The organism is Pseudomonas sp. IT-P260, from assembly GCF_949768395.1.
GTDB lineage: Bacteria > Pseudomonadota > Gammaproteobacteria > Pseudomonadales > Pseudomonadaceae > Aquipseudomonas > Aquipseudomonas parakoreensis.
Genome location: NZ_CATKPO010000011.1, coordinates 721,680 through 735,307, shown reverse-complemented (window position 1 = coordinate 735,307; position 13,628 = coordinate 721,680). Strand labels below are relative to the sequence as shown.

Genomic DNA, 13,628 nt, shown 5'->3' with positions numbered 1-13,628 from the left:
TCGCGCTCTCTGGCCCTGTAAGCCTTGTGATTGCGGTTAGACTAGGCTCACAGCGGGCTTCGAGCCATTTCGATTTACCAGCATTTTCGATAAGCATTACTTATGGATTTCAAACAACTGCGTTATTTCGTCGCGGTCTACGAAGAAGGCCATGTGGGCCGGGCCGCTGAGCGTCTGTCGATCTCACAACCGGCGCTCTCGCAACAGATCCGCCAACTCGAGCAGAACCTCGACGTCACCCTGTTCGAACGTAGCAGCAAACGCCTGCTGCCGACCCTCGCCGCGCACACTCTGTACAACCACGCGCTACCACTGCTCGATGGGTTGCAGCGCGCGCGCGAGGCATTGGGCAATTTCAAGGGCCAGGCCTTGCGCACCCTGGCGATCGGTGTACTGCAAACCGTGCACACCAGCCTCGTCCCGCAAATGCTCGAGCGAGTACGCAAGGCGCAGCCGCACCTGGTGGTGCAGATTTACGAGCTGACCGGTCTGGAGATCGAGCGCCGCCTGCTCAACGGCTCGCTGGATATCGGCATCAGCTACCTGCCACCGCGGCAACCCGGTCTGCATGGCGTGATGCTGTACGAGGACGAACTGACGCTGGTGATCCCGGCAGATCATCCGCTGCGTGAATTCAAAAAAGTTTCGATGCGGCAGGCGGCGGAATTGCCGATGTTGCTGCTGGGCGAAGAGTTTCAGATCCGGCAGATCTGGCAGGCACAACTGACCAGCCTGGGGCGACGCCCGCAAGTGCAGGCTGAGCTGAACAATATGCTGGGGATTCTCGACAGTTTGCCGCACACCAAACTGGCGACCGTGCTGCCCGGGCGCTCACAGAGGGAATACGACGATCAGGATCTGCTGTGGAAACCGCTGAGCGAGCCACGGGTGCCCCTGCAGGTTGGCCTGGTGTGTCGCGATGTGCAGCGCCAGCAGGCGTCTCTGGCGTTGCTGCGCACGTTGCTGGAAGAGGTGATTCAGCGTGAAGACAAACCGCTGAAAGCCGCGCCGCCACTGGATCCGCTGCCCTGAGAACTTTTCTTCAGACAAAAGAAAACCCCGCCGAAGCGGGGCTTTGCAGACTGTTTCCCTGACATCCATTTCACTCCGCCACCCTGGCAGAATCCTACGTGTCCGTGTTGTTGCTTTGCGCTTCCTGCGCGACGTCCATGAGTTGTAGATTAGCTGTGGATCCAATCTACGCCTATGGGAGAACAGCAGCACGTCATGTAAGAGAATGCTTACATGAAGTTACATCATCAGAACTGTTCAGCGTTCAGCAGGAACAGCGACTCGCTGCCCGCCTTCACCGACGCGCTCAACGAGTGGATACGCGGCAGCAGACGGGCGAAATAGAAGCGCGCGGTGCCCAGTTTGCTGGCGTAGAAATCGTCCTGCGCTTCTTTGCCCAGCGCGGCTTTCGCCATCAAAGCCCACATGTAGGCATAAGCGGTGTAGCCGAACGCCTGCAAATATTCGACCGAGGCTGCGCCGATTTCGTTCGGATTGGTTTTCGCCCGATCCAGCAGCCACGCAGTCAACTCGTCGAGGGTGCTCACGGCGTCGTTCAGCGGCTTGGTGAATTCGCCGAGGTCAGCGCTGGCGGTCGCGGTAAAGTGGCGGATCTCGTCAGCGAACAGCTTGTAGAACGCGCCGCCGCTGCCGACGATCTTGCGCCCGACCAGGTCCAGTGCCTGAATGCCGTTGGTGCCTTCGTAGATCTGGGTGATGCGCACGTCACGCACCAGCTGCTCCTGGCCCCACTCGCGGATGTAGCCGTGGCCGCCGAAAATCTGCTGGCCGTGAACGGTGGTTTCCAGGCCCAAGTCAGTGAGGAATGCCTTTGCCACCGGGGTCAGCAACGCGACCAGATCTTCTGCGCGCTTGCGGGTGGTGGCGTCTTCGCTGAACTTGGCGGTGTCGAGTTGCATCGCCACATAAGTGGAGAAGGCGCGACCGCCCTCGTTCGAGGCTTTCATGGTCAGCAGCATGCGACGCACGTCAGGGTGGACGATGATCGGGTCGGCAACCTTGTCCTTGTTCTGCGCACCGGTCGGCGAACGGCTCTGCAGACGATCGCGCGCGTATTCGACGGCGTTCTGATAAGAGCGCTCGCCGCTGGCCAGGCCTTGAATGCCGACGCCCAGACGTTCGTAGTTCATCATGGTGAACATCGCCGCCAGGCCCTTGTTCGGCTCGCCGACCAGATAACCCACGGCTTCGTCGAAGTTCATCACGCAGGTCGCGGATGCCTGGATGCCCATCTTGTGTTCGATCGAGCCACAGTTCGCCGGATTGCGTGCGCCCAGGCTGCCATCGGTGTTAACCATGAACTTCGGCACCAGAAACAGCGAAATGCCTTTCGGACCAGCCGGGGCGTCCGGCAGTTTCGCCAGCACCAGGTGGATGATGTTCTCGGTCAGATCGTGCTCACCGCCAGTGATGAAGATCTTGGTGCCGCTGACCTTGTAGGTACCGTCAGCCTGCGGTTCGGCCTTGGTGCGGATGATGCCCAGGTCGGTGCCGGCGTGCGGCTCGGTCAGGCACATGGAGCCGGCCCAGATCCCGGCATACATGTTCGGCAAGTACGCGGCTTTCAGCTCTTCGCTGGCGTGGGCGTTGATCGACAGGCAAGCGCCCGCAGTCAGCATCGGATACAGACCGAACGACAGGCTGGCGGAGTTGACCATTTCTTCGACCTGCGCCGAAACGGCTTTGGGCATGCCCATGCCGCCGTAGGCCGGATCGCCACCGACACCGACCCAGCCGCCCTCAGCGTAAGTCTGATAGGCCTGTGGGAAACCGGCCGGCGTGGTGACAGCACCGTCCTTCCAGTGGCAGCCTTCTTCGTCGGCAGCCCGGCTCAGCGGTGCGATGCTTTTGCTGGTGACCTTGCCGGCCTCTTCGAGAATGGCTTCTACAGTTTCTGCATCGACAGTCTCGGCCAACGCCGGCAATTCGGCCCAGAGTTTGGCGACTTCGAATACTTCATTGAGGACGAAGCGCATATCGCGCAGCGGCGCTTTGTAGTCAGCCATGGCAAACCTCGCAAGATCTAAACAGGTGATTCGTGGAAGAGTGTTTTCGTTGAGGCCGAGTGTACCTCAACAACTTTTGCGACACATAGGGTCAACCGGTGACTGATTTGTTATTTTTGGTCACCAGCATTCAGCGATAAAACAAAGCCCGCAATCGGCGGGCTTTTGAGCGATGGAGTGTGGCTTGACTCAGCCCGCGGCGCTGTCCATGCGCACCGCGCCGCGACGGTTCTGACCGAACGCCATGACGCAGTTACGCCCGGCGCCCTTGGCGCTGTACAACGCTTGGTCGGCGGACTTGAGGACTTCTTCCGGGGTGCGCTGCTCGACGCGTTCGGCGACACCGATGCTGACCGTCACCGAGACACTGGAAGCACCGCTGCCGCCACGCCGCTGACGACCTTGCTGGTCATCTTGCGGACGGTTTTCCTGATTACGCAGCTGAATGTTGTAGGAAGCAATCGACTCGCGGATCACTTCCAGGTGCGGCATGCATTCCTCGAGGGTTTTGCCCGCAAACACCAGGGCGAATTCCTCACCACCATAGCGATATGCCCTACCGCCGCCACTGATTTTCGACAGTTTGCTCGCGACCAGGCGCAGCACCTGATCACCAACGTCATGACCGTGGGTGTCGTTGAATTTCTTGAAGTGATCGACGTCGCTCATCGCCAACACATAATTGCGACCCAGGCGCTGCATGCGCTCATTAAGCGCGCGCCGCCCCGGCAAACCAGTCAGCTCATCGCGGAAGGCCATTTGGTAGGCCTCATGCGCCACAGCGGCGGCAATCATCAGCATCACCTGACTGCACATGATGTTCAGGGTGAACGGCAGGATGAAGGTTTTCGGCAGCATCCAGAACAACCCGAGCAAGCCGACCAGTTGCGCCGCATGCAACGGACGCGGGTTGCGCCAGTATTGCCAGGCCAGCAGCAGAAACGCCGAGAGGAACACCGGATATGACATCTGAATCAGGCTCATCCAGGCGCCGTGCAGCGCTGGCCAGCGGATTTCCGAGAGCCACATCAGCAACGCCTGGGGATAACTTTGCTCAAGACCGAGGGCGACGCTGCCAAACGCCAGCAGCACGGCGAACCGCGCGACCATGTCCTGAAACAGATGGGTGCGCTCTTGCCACGCGGCGAACAGGCCGAACAACAGCGGCAACAGCAGACAGACCAGATGAAACACCACCGCGGCGTCTTCGCGCACTTTGCCGTTATCGCGGTAATAGTCAGTCTGGGTGTCGAGCAGAAAGTAGGCGATGTACACCGTGAGCATCAGAAACAGTTCGCGCTGACGACGGTAAACCGCACAGTAAGCGCCGCCCAACAGCAGCACCAGGGTCGGCAACACGTTGAACAGCGAAGTGAAGAACACATTGAGGTCTTTGACGTACGCAGCCGCCAACCCCGCGAGCAACAACAGCAGTGAAGGCAGGAAATGACTGAAACGTACAGCGGAAGAACGCGGCAAGGGTAAAGCTCCGACCCGTCATATCAAAGAGATGGCATTGTGCCTGCAATGTGGCCAGTTAAGCACACACAATGTGATCCAGATCACAGGCAGTCTCTTTAACGGCAGAAAAGCCGGGTTGCTGAGCGATTCAACAACAAAAAAACCGCTGCCCCTGGAGGAGCAGCGGTTTGGTCAGACCGCGTTGAGGCTTAGTAGCCCAGTGCGAAGTCTTCTTCTTTCATGTCCATCAGGTTATTGGCGCCCGACAGCATGGTGGCCACGTGGGTACGGGTACGTGGCAGGATGCGCTGGAAGTAGAAGCGCGCGGTTTGCAACTTGGCGGTGTAGAACGCCTCGTCGGTGGTGCCGGCAGCCAGTTTTTCAGCAGCCAGGCGCGCCATGTCAGCCCAGAAGTAGGCCAGGCAGGCGTAACCGGAGTACATCAGGTAGTCCACGGAGGCCGCGCCGACTTCCTCGCGATCTTTCATGGCTGCCATACCGACCTTCATGGTCAGCTCGCCCCATTCCTTGTTCAGTGCAGCCAGCGGTGCAACGAACTCTTTGACGGCTTCGTTGCCTTCGTTGTTCTGGCAGAACTTGTGAACGATCTTGGTGAAGCCTTTCAGGGCCTCGCCTTGAGTCATCAGCACTTTACGGCCCAGCAGGTCGAGTGCCTGGATGCCGGTGGTGCCTTCGTACAGCATCGAAATGCGGCTGTCGCGAACGTTCTGCTCCATGCCCCACTCGGCGATGAAACCGTGACCACCGTAGATCTGCACGCCATGGTTGGCGGCTTCGAAACCGACTTCGGTCATGAACGCCTTGGCGATCGGCGTCATGAACGCCAGCAGTGCGTCGGCCTTCTTCTTTTCCTCTTCGTCGACGCCGTACTTGACGATGTCGACCTGTTTGGCGGTGAAGTACACCATCGCGCGGTTGCCTTCGGCGAAGGCCTTCATGGTCAGCAGCATGCGACGTACGTCAGGGTGCACGATGATCGGGTCAGCGGCCTTGTCCGGCGCTTTCGGGCCAGTCAGAGAGCGCATTTGCAGACGATCGCGAGCATATTTCAGGCCGCCCTGAAAGCCGATTTCGGCGTGGGCCAGACCTTGCAGCGCGGTACCCAGACGTGCGGTGTTCATGAAGGTGAACATGCAGTTCAGGCCTTTGTTCGCCGGGCCGATCAGGAAACCGGTGGCGCCGTCGAAGTTCATCACGCAAGTGGCGTTGCCGTGAATGCCCATCTTGTGTTCCAGCGAGCCGCAGCTCACTGCGTTACGCGCACCGATGGTGCCATCGGCGTTCGGCAGGAATTTTGGAACGATGAACAGGGAAATGCCTTTGGTGCCAGCCGGTGCGTCCGGCAGGCGGGCCAGTACGATGTGGACGATGTTGTCGGCCATGTCGTGTTCACCGGCCGAGATGAAGATCTTGGTGCCGGAAACCTTGTAGGAGCCATCGGCCTGAGGCTCGGCCTTGGTGCGCAGCATGCCCAGGTCGGTGCCGCAGTGCGGTTCGGTCAGGCACATGGTGCCGGTCCACTCGCCGGAAACCAGTTTGGTCAGATAGGCTTCTTGCTGCTCAGGGGTGCCGTGCTCGGAGATGGTATTCATCGCGCCGTGCGACAGGCCCGGGTACATGCCCCACGACCAGTTGGCTTCACCGACCATTTCGCTCACAGCCAGACCCAGCGACTCCGGCAGGCCCTGACCGCCGTGCTCGACGTCGTGCGCCAGGCTCGGCCAGCCGCCTTCGACGAATTGCTTGTAAGCCTCTTTGAAGCCAGTCGGGGTTTTCACACCGGACTCGCTCCAGGTGCAGCCTTCGAGGTCGCCCACGCGGTTCAGCGGTGCCAATACCTGCTCACAAAACTTGGCGCCTTCTTCGAGGATGGCGTCAACCATGTCCGGCGTTGCTTCGGAGCAAGCTGGAAGGCTCTGATAGTGCGCTTCGTAGCCGAGCAGTTCGTCACGAACGAAGCGAATATCACGCAAGGGGGCCTTGTAGTCAGGCATAGCGATAAACCTCTGCTGATGTAACCGGGAATGAACGACCGTGTTGATTTGTTATGACGGTCAAACAGTTGTTTGAAACATACGTTTACGCCGAAATCTTGTCAAGCGTCGATCTTTTGCCGTTCGTCATGACTTTTTTCAAACGCCGGACACAGCAAACGGCCATGGGCTGCAAAGCGCCACGGGCAATGAAAAAAGATTAGTTGAGGGAGAAGGACTTACAACGAAAAACGCCGCGACAAAGCGCGGCGTCCAGCAGGCAGGGACCGCAAAAAATCAGGCAAACGTATCAATGATCGTACCGAGCATTTCATCGGAAGCCTTGGCGACCTTGGTGCCCAGCTCCACCTGAAACTTGCCTTGAGCCATTTCGGCCATGGCACTGCCCGGATCCATTTGCTGACTGCGGTCGATACCGCGCAGGCGATCGATCTGCGCCTCGGAAGACTGGCTGGTAACCGAACGCTCGATCGTATTATTGGCGATCTGGCTGGCGGCCTGATCGACACGATTCTGCCCGGTTTGAATGGTGCTCAAACCCGCATAAAAAGCTGTGTTACCGGTGATTTCCATGGGAGTTCTCATCCTTGGGAAGGATCAATGGTTGCCATTGAAGCAGAGGTGCCAGAAAAACACCCGTCAAAAATACTGATGGCACAGTGCCCTGTCATAGCAAAAGCATTAGTCCAGCAGATCGAGTTGCAAGTGGGCAGCCACTGCTTCGGCACTGAGTGCCTTGAGTTTCGGCACGCGCCCCAGACACGGCGCGGGAAGCCGCTCGGCCAGCGTCGCCAGATTCTCTTCCAGCCGCGACGTCTTCGGGTCGATGATATTCGCCACCCAACCGGCCAGTTGCAGGCCATCGCGGGCAATTGCCTCGGCCGTCAGCAAGGCATGACTGATACAGCCCAGCCGCACGCCCACCACCAGAATCACCGGCAGCTTCAGCGCGATGGCCAGATCCGACAGATTGTCCTGATCCGCCAACGGTACTCGCCAGCCACCGGCCCCCTCAATCAAGGTGAAATCGGCATTCAGCGCCAGGATTTCGCGCATCGGCGCCAGCAACGATTGCACGGTCAGCGCGACACCCGCCTCGCGCGCCGCCAGATGCGGCGCGATGGCCGGCTCGAACGCGACCGGATTGACCTGTTGATAAGTCAGCGGCACCGAACATTCAGCCAACAACGCCAGCGCGTCCGCATTGCGCAAACCCTTGGCGGTTACCTCGCACCCCGAAGCCACCGGTTTGCCCGCCGCCGTACTCAGCCCCGCCGAGCGCGCAGCATGCAGTAACCCGGCTGCCACGGTCGTCTTGCCGACATCGGTGTCAGTCCCGGTGATGAAATAGGCTGCGCTCATAAGGGTTTCTCCAACACCGCGTAAACCACCTGGTAAGTCGCCGGCAATCCCTGCGGCTGACGGAACTGTTCGTACGCCTCAATCAGGCCGAGGATCCGCGCCCGCCCGGTCAAACCACCCGGCCGCCCGGGGTTCAGATTGTGTGCACCGAGCGCCTTGAGTTCGTGGGTCAGGCTGCGCACATCCGGGTAGTGCAGCACATGCGCCTGATTCTGCAGACTCATCGAACGCAAGCCACTGGCGGCGCACAACTGCTCATACCGGGCGAATTCGCGGAAGCGGTTGACGTGCACCAGCCCATCGACCTGCCGCCAACTGTCGCGCAATTCGTACAACGTCCCGACACAAAGACTAGCAAACGCGAAAATCCCGCCCGGCTTGAGCACACGAAAGGCTTCGCTGAGCACCGATTCGAAGTCTGCGCACCACTGCACCGCGAGGCTGGAGAAGATCAGCTCACAGGTCGAGTCCTGCAATGGCAGACGCTCCGCATCACCCGCGATAAAATGCTGCGCGCCGCCCAATGGTCGTGCGTGACTGAGCATGCCCTCGGCGATATCCAGTGCCAGCCCCTGCCCCTCGACATATCGCTCGGCCAATGCGCGAGTGAAATAGCCGGTGCCGCAGCCAAGATCCAGCCAGCGCGACGGCAGAAAATCTTCCGGCAACCGCTGCAGCAACTGTGAGCCGACATCACGCTGCAATTCGGCAACACTGTCGTAACTGGCCGCCGCACGGGAGAAAGAGGCCGCGACCTGGCGCTTGTCGGGCAAGCCGCCGGGCAGCGCAACAAGAGACAAATCAGTCATCACCGCACTCGTGTAGAAAAGCCTGGATCGCACCCGCCACGCCATGGGGGTCTTCCAGAAGAAACGCATGACTGGCCTGTTCGATCAGACCAATTTCGATATCCGGCAACAGCGCGAACAACGCCCCCGCCGCTTCCGCCGGCACCAGACCGTCCTGCCCGGCGAACAGGTGCAACTGCGGGCCGCGAAACGCCTGCAACGCTTCCCGGGTATCCAGTTGGGCGAGCAGTCCCAGCCCGGCCAACAAGGTTTCGGGGGCCGTATTCGGCGCGCCGCCCAGCATCAACCGCGACAAGCCGCGCGGCTCTTGCGCGCCCTGAGCACACAACAACGAGAACCGTTTGAGGGTCAGCCGCGGATCGGCCTGGCAGCCGCCGAGAAATGCATCGAACGTCTCGCCCGGCATCGCACTCGGCCAATGCTCGTGGGCCACGAAAGAAGGATTGCTCGCCAGCGTCAGCAGACCGCAGCAACGCTCGCCGCGCCGTGCTGCCAACTCAGAGGCAAGCATGCCGCCCAGCGACCAGCCGCCCAGCCACACATCCTGAGGAATACGTTCATCGAGATCGTCGAGCCACTCCTGCACGTCGCTTGAATCAAGCTCGGGCAACGGCTCGATCTCGACATGCAGATGCTCGTCGAGTCCCTGTAACGCTGCGGTCAAAGGCTCCAGCGGCGAAATACCAAGGCCCCAGCCCGGCAGCAGAATCAGACGATCACGCATGGCTTGGCTCCGGCGGCAGTTGGGCAAAGCAATCGGCCAGTCCTTCCAACAATAGCTGCACCTGCGCCTCGCTGTGGGCAGCGGTCAGGGTCACGCGCAGGCGTGCGCTGCCCGCCGGGACGGTCGGCGGACGGATTGCCGTGACCATCAAGCCGCGCTCGCGCAGCATCTGCGACAGGCGCACGGCGCGACCGGCATCGCCGATCAGGATCGGCTGGATCGGAGTCAAGCTGTCCATCAATTGCAGACCGATCTGCTCGGCGCCGTGGCGGAACTGGCGGATCAGCGTTTGCAAATGTTCACGACGCCAGTGTTCCGTGCGCAGTAATTCCAGACTTTTCAGCGTTGCGCAGGCCAGCGCCGGTGGCTGGCTGGTGGTGTAGATGTAGGGCCGGGCGAACTGGATCAGGCTTTCGATCAGCTCCTCACTGCCGGCGACAAAAGCACCCGCCGTGCCGAACGCCTTGCCGAGGGTGCCGACCAGCACCGGCACATCGTCCTGACTCAGGCCGAAATGCTCGACGATTCCGCCACCATTGACGCCGAGCGGGCCGAAGCCATGGGCATCATCGACCATCATCCACGCGCCCCTGGCCTTGGCTTCCCGGGCCAGCGCGGGCAGATCGGCAATGTCGCCGTCCATACTGAATACGCCATCGGTGACCACCAGCGTGTTGCCCGTGGCTTTCTCCAGACGCGTGGCCAGACTGTCGGCGTCGTTGTGCAGATAACGATTGAAACGCGCGCCGGACAACAGACCGGCATCCAGCAACGAGGCGTGATTGAGGCGGTCTTCCAACACCGTATCGCCCTGCCCGACCAGTGCCGTGACCGCACCGAGGTTGGCCATGTAGCCAGTGGTGAACAGCAACGCACGCGGCCGGCCGGTGAGGTCAGCCAGTGCTTCTTCCAGTGCATGATGCGGGCCGCTGTGGCCGATCACCAGATGTGACGCTCCGCCACCCACGCCCCAGCGCTCGGCACCCGCGCGCCAGGCTTCGATCACCTGCGGGTGATTGGCCAGACCAAGGTAGTCGTTATTGCAGAACGCCAGCAACGGCTGCCCGTCGACCACCACTTCAGGCCCCTGCGGGGACTCGAGCAACGGACGCTGGCGATAGAGATTTTCAGCACGGCGGGCAGCAAGGCGTGCGGCGAGATCGAAAGACATGCAGGCCTCGACAGTCAGATCAGATGAATCAAGACGGACACAGACCCTGTGGGAGCTGGCTTGCCAGCGATGACGGTGACACATTCAACATAGATGTCGACAGCCAGTCCGCTATCGCTGGCAAGCCAGCTCCCACAGTGTTTTGCATCGCATCAAAAAACTTAGATGGCAGCGTTATAGAACTGCTCGCTGCTCTTCTGCTCCACCAGCGCCTGCTCGATCGCGGCCTGATGCACCTCATCGGCATGCTCTTCACGTGCTTCTGGCTGAATACCCAGACGCGCGAACAGTTGCATGTCCTTGTCGGCCTGCGGGTTGGCAGTGGTCAGCAGTTTGTCGCCGTAAAAAATCGAGTTGGCACCGGCAAAGAATGCCAACGCCTGCATCTGCTCATTCATCGCTTCGCGGCCGGCGGACAGGCGCACGTGGGATTGCGGCATGAGGATGCGCGCCACGGCGAGCATGCGGATGAAATCGAACGGATCGACGTCGTCGGCGTTTTCCAGCGGCGTACCGGCCACTTTCACCAGCATGTTGATCGGCACCGACTCCGGATGCTCCGGCAGGTTAGCCAACTGGATCAGCAGGTTGGCGCGGTCGTCCAGCGACTCGCCCATGCCGAGAATGCCGCCGGAGCAGATCTTCATCCCCGACTCACGCACGTAGGCCAGGGTCTGCAGGCGCTCGCTGTAAGTACGGGTGGTGATGATGCTGCCGTAGAACTCAGGCGAGGTGTCGAGGTTGTGGTTGTAGTAATCCAGGCCAGCCTTGGCCAGCGCTTCGGTCTGTTCTTGATCGAGACGACCGAGGGTCATGCAGGTTTCCAGACCCATGGCTTTCACGCCTTCGACCATTTTCAGCACGTACGGCATGTCTTTGGCCGACGGGTGCTTCCACGCAGCGCCCATGCAGAAACGGGTCGAGCCGATGGCTTTGGCGCGGGCAGCCTCTTCGAGAACTTTCTGCACTTCCATCAGCTTTTCTTTTTCCAGGCCGGTGTTGTAGTGACCGGACTGCGGGCAGTACTTGCAGTCTTCCGGGCAGGCACCGGTCTTGATCGACAGCAGTGTGGAAACCTGCACCCGGTTGGCGTTGAAATGTGCGCGGTGCACCGTCTGCGCCTGGAACAGCAAGTCGTTGAATGGCTGTACGAAGAGCGCTTTGACTTCGGCTAAAGACCAGTCGTGACGCAGGGTGGCAGAGGTGCTGGCGCTCATGGGCAGTTCCTTGGTTATGCTTGGCTGGCGGCTGCAGGAACGGAATACCCACAGGCGCGACACGGATGTTCGGCATATTTAAGGAAGAGTCATGCGCTGTCAACCACGATACGCACAACAGGTTTACATCTGTTTAAAAAACGTACAGACCTGCTTGCTGTGCGATGAGCCCGCAGAAGCAGAATTGCCAATGTGTGTCGCCTGCGAAACCGAGCTGCCCTGGCTCGGCGACCAGTGCCAGACGTGCGCGTTGCCGATGCCGGCTGTCGGTCTGACCTGCAGCGAGTGCCTGCTAGAGCCCCCGGCGTTCGAACAGGTGGTCGTGCCGTGGCGCTATGACTTCCCGGTGGACAGTCTGATTACACGCTTTAAACACAAGGCGAAATGGCCGTTTGGTCACCTGCTCGCCGACGTTGCCGGACAATACCTGCAACATCGCTTCGATGAGGGATTGCCGCGACCCGACGCGTTGGTGCCGGTGCCACTGGCGAGCAAACGACTGCGCCAACGCGGGTTCAATCAAGCGGCGATGCTGGGGCGGTGGTTGAGCCAGCAGCTGGAGCTGCCTTTTGAGGAACAGGCGCTACGGCGGATCCACGACACCTGCGCCCAGCAGGATCTCGACGCCAAGGCGCGCAAGCGCAATTTGCGTCACGCCTTCGCGCTGAACCCGGACACCGATGTGAAAGGTCGGCACTTCGCATTGGTCGATGACGTGCTGACCACCGGCGCCACGGCCCAGGCATTGGCGCGACTGCTAAAAAATGCAGGCGCAGCGCGGGTTGACGTGTATTGCCTGGCGCGCACGCCAAAACCGGGAAACTGAAAGTCAGCACAATCCCCTTGTGGGAGCGAGCCTGCTCGCGAAAGCGCAGTGTCGGTCATCATCAGCGTTGAATATGCTGACGCCTTCGCGAGCAGGCTCGCTCCCACAGGGTTATGTGTCAGGCTTGACTCCGGCGTTGCAAGCCGCCAATTTCCCCCCACCGCCACCGTGATAAAGCACCCATCCATGTCCCTGCCCACCCTGCTCTCCCAGCACATCGTCCGCCGTCCGCAGCGCATCGCCCTGCTGCAACACATTGCCGAACAGGGCTCGATCACCCGCGCCGCAAAAAGCGCCGGGCTGAGTTACAAGGCCGCTTGGGATGCGATCGATGAGTTGAACAACCTGGCGCAGAAGCCATTGGTGGAACGTGCGGTCGGCGGCAAGGGCGGCGGTGGCGCCAGATTGTCCAGCGAAGGCGAGCGGGTGTTGCGCCTTTATCAAAAGCTGCAGGCCTTGCAGGCGCAGGTACTGGAAGCCGCTGAAGACGCCAGTGATCTGGATCTGCTCGGGCGATTGATGCTCAGAACCAGCGCCCGCAATCAACTGCACGGCAAAGTCGTGAGCATCGAAGGTCAGGGCCGCAATGACTTGATCGGCCTCGAACTGGCTGAAGGCCTGTGGATCAATGCACAGATCACCCACGACAGCACCGTGCATCTGGAACTGCAACCGGGCACTGAAGTGGTGGCATTGATCAAGGCCGGCTGGCTTGAACTGCTGGCGGCGGACCAAGCTGCAACATCTGGACACAATCTACTAAGCGGCACCCTCGAAGCCATTCTCGATGCCGAGGACGGCCCCAGCGAAGTGCGCATCGCTTTGCCCAACGGCCAGACGCTCTGCGCTCTGGCTGAGCCGCTGCTGCTTCGCACCCGCGGGCTGAGTGTCGGGCAACCGGTACAGGTACAGTTTTCGCCGTCCAATGTGCTGATCGGCACGCCGCTGTAATCAGACGCTGCAACGAAAGCGTAATCGACGCTCATTAAGGTGGCTGCCAAAACC

At 60.4% G+C, this 13,628-nt stretch carries 12 protein-coding genes; 3 read left to right on the top strand and 9 right to left on the bottom strand.

The genetic code is table 11. The annotated features are described in order from the left end of the window. Window positions 1-102 precede the first annotated feature (102 nt). A complete protein-coding gene (locus tag ACM6HV_RS10205) occupies window positions 103-1,032 on the top strand; it encodes a LysR family transcriptional regulator (RefSeq protein WP_121187517.1) in 930 nt (309 codons plus the stop codon). A gap of 227 nt (window positions 1,033-1,259) precedes the next feature. Here ACM6HV_RS10205 and ACM6HV_RS10200 read toward each other — a convergent pair whose 3' ends face one another. The 9 genes from ACM6HV_RS10200 to bioB all read right to left on the bottom strand — a co-directional run bounded on the left by ACM6HV_RS10200 (window position 1,260) and on the right by bioB (window position 11,797). Beyond that, a complete protein-coding gene (locus tag ACM6HV_RS10200) occupies window positions 1,260-3,038 on the bottom strand; it encodes an acyl-CoA dehydrogenase C-terminal domain-containing protein (protein ID WP_414904115.1) in 1,779 nt (592 codons plus the stop codon). A gap of 189 nt (window positions 3,039-3,227) precedes the next feature. Beyond that, complete coding sequence (locus ACM6HV_RS10195) at window positions 3,228-4,517, bottom strand: GGDEF domain-containing protein (protein ID WP_041069989.1); 1,290 nt, start codon at window positions 4,515-4,517, stop codon at window positions 3,228-3,230. A 191-nt stretch (window positions 4,518-4,708) separates the two neighbouring features. After that, window positions 4,709-6,514, bottom strand: coding sequence for a phenylacyl-CoA dehydrogenase (locus tag ACM6HV_RS10190; protein ID WP_041069986.1), 1,806 nt, complete (start codon window positions 6,512-6,514; stop codon window positions 4,709-4,711). Between the two features lie 276 nt (window positions 6,515-6,790). After that, complete coding sequence (locus tag ACM6HV_RS10185; protein WP_047297018.1) at window positions 6,791-7,087, bottom strand: hypothetical protein; 297 nt, start codon at window positions 7,085-7,087, stop codon at window positions 6,791-6,793. A gap of 108 nt (window positions 7,088-7,195) precedes the next feature. After that, the gene (gene bioD, locus ACM6HV_RS10180; RefSeq protein WP_414904114.1) at window positions 7,196-7,876 is read right to left on the bottom strand and encodes a dethiobiotin synthase; all 681 of its coding nucleotides are present in this window, start codon (window positions 7,874-7,876) and stop codon (window positions 7,196-7,198) included. Then, the gene (bioC, locus tag ACM6HV_RS10175; RefSeq protein WP_414904112.1) at window positions 7,873-8,685 is read right to left on the bottom strand and encodes a malonyl-ACP O-methyltransferase BioC; all 813 of its coding nucleotides are present in this window, start codon (window positions 8,683-8,685) and stop codon (window positions 7,873-7,875) included. Before bioC ends, bioD begins: the two co-directional genes overlap by 4 nt. Then, window positions 8,678-9,409: an alpha/beta fold hydrolase gene (locus ACM6HV_RS10170; protein ID WP_414904111.1), complete on the bottom strand. Its 732-nt coding sequence runs from the start codon at window positions 9,407-9,409 to the stop codon at window positions 8,678-8,680. The genes bioC and ACM6HV_RS10170 overlap by 8 nt, the downstream gene beginning before the upstream one ends. Further along, window positions 9,402-10,580: an 8-amino-7-oxononanoate synthase gene (gene bioF, locus ACM6HV_RS10165; protein ID WP_414904110.1), complete on the bottom strand. Its 1,179-nt coding sequence runs from the start codon at window positions 10,578-10,580 to the stop codon at window positions 9,402-9,404. Before bioF ends, ACM6HV_RS10170 begins: the two co-directional genes overlap by 8 nt. Window positions 10,581-10,741: 161 nt before the next feature. Then, window positions 10,742-11,797 (bottom strand): biotin synthase BioB, encoded by a 1,056-nt coding sequence (gene bioB / locus ACM6HV_RS10160; protein WP_086793534.1) that lies wholly within the window; start codon window positions 11,795-11,797, stop codon window positions 10,742-10,744. Window positions 11,798-11,888: 91 nt separating this feature from the next. On the opposite strand from bioB, the gene ACM6HV_RS10155 reads away from it, so the two are divergent. Continuing rightward, on the top strand, window positions 11,889-12,623 hold the full coding sequence (locus ACM6HV_RS10155; RefSeq protein WP_414904109.1) for a ComF family protein: 735 nt from the start codon (window positions 11,889-11,891) through the stop codon (window positions 12,621-12,623). A gap of 186 nt (window positions 12,624-12,809) precedes the next feature. Beyond that, window positions 12,810-13,574, top strand: a complete 765-nt coding sequence (locus tag ACM6HV_RS10150) for a TOBE domain-containing protein (RefSeq protein WP_414904108.1) — start codon at window positions 12,810-12,812, stop codon at window positions 13,572-13,574. The last annotated feature ends 54 nt before the right edge of the window (window positions 13,575-13,628 follow it).

Excerpts from the sequence above, each read along its gene's own strand:
- ACM6HV_RS10205 (WP_121187517.1), top strand. The coding sequence starts at position 103 with ATGGATTTCAAACAACTGCGTTATTTCGTCGCGGTCTACGAAGAAGGC.
- ACM6HV_RS10200 (WP_414904115.1), bottom strand. The coding sequence starts at position 3,038 with ATGGCTGACTACAAAGCGCCGCTGCGCGATATGCGCTTCGTCCTCAAT.
- ACM6HV_RS10190 (WP_041069986.1), bottom strand. The coding sequence starts at position 6,514 with ATGCCTGACTACAAGGCCCCCTTGCGTGATATTCGCTTCGTTCGTGAC.
- ACM6HV_RS10185 (WP_047297018.1), bottom strand. The coding sequence starts at position 7,087 with ATGGAAATCACCGGTAACACAGCTTTTTATGCGGGTTTGAGCACCATT.
- bioD (WP_414904114.1), bottom strand. The coding sequence starts at position 7,876 with ATGAGCGCAGCCTATTTCATCACCGGGACTGACACCGATGTCGGCAAG.
- bioC (WP_414904112.1), bottom strand. The coding sequence starts at position 8,685 with ATGACTGATTTGTCTCTTGTTGCGCTGCCCGGCGGCTTGCCCGACAAG.
- ACM6HV_RS10170 (WP_414904111.1), bottom strand. The coding sequence starts at position 9,409 with ATGCGTGATCGTCTGATTCTGCTGCCGGGCTGGGGCCTTGGTATTTCG.
- bioF (WP_414904110.1), bottom strand. The coding sequence starts at position 10,580 with ATGTCTTTCGATCTCGCCGCACGCCTTGCTGCCCGCCGTGCTGAAAAT.
- bioB (WP_086793534.1), bottom strand. The coding sequence starts at position 11,797 with ATGAGCGCCAGCACCTCTGCCACCCTGCGTCACGACTGGTCTTTAGCC.
- ACM6HV_RS10155 (WP_414904109.1), top strand. The coding sequence starts at position 11,889 with ATGCGCTGTCAACCACGATACGCACAACAGGTTTACATCTGTTTAAAA.
- ACM6HV_RS10150 (WP_414904108.1), top strand. The coding sequence starts at position 12,810 with ATGTCCCTGCCCACCCTGCTCTCCCAGCACATCGTCCGCCGTCCGCAG.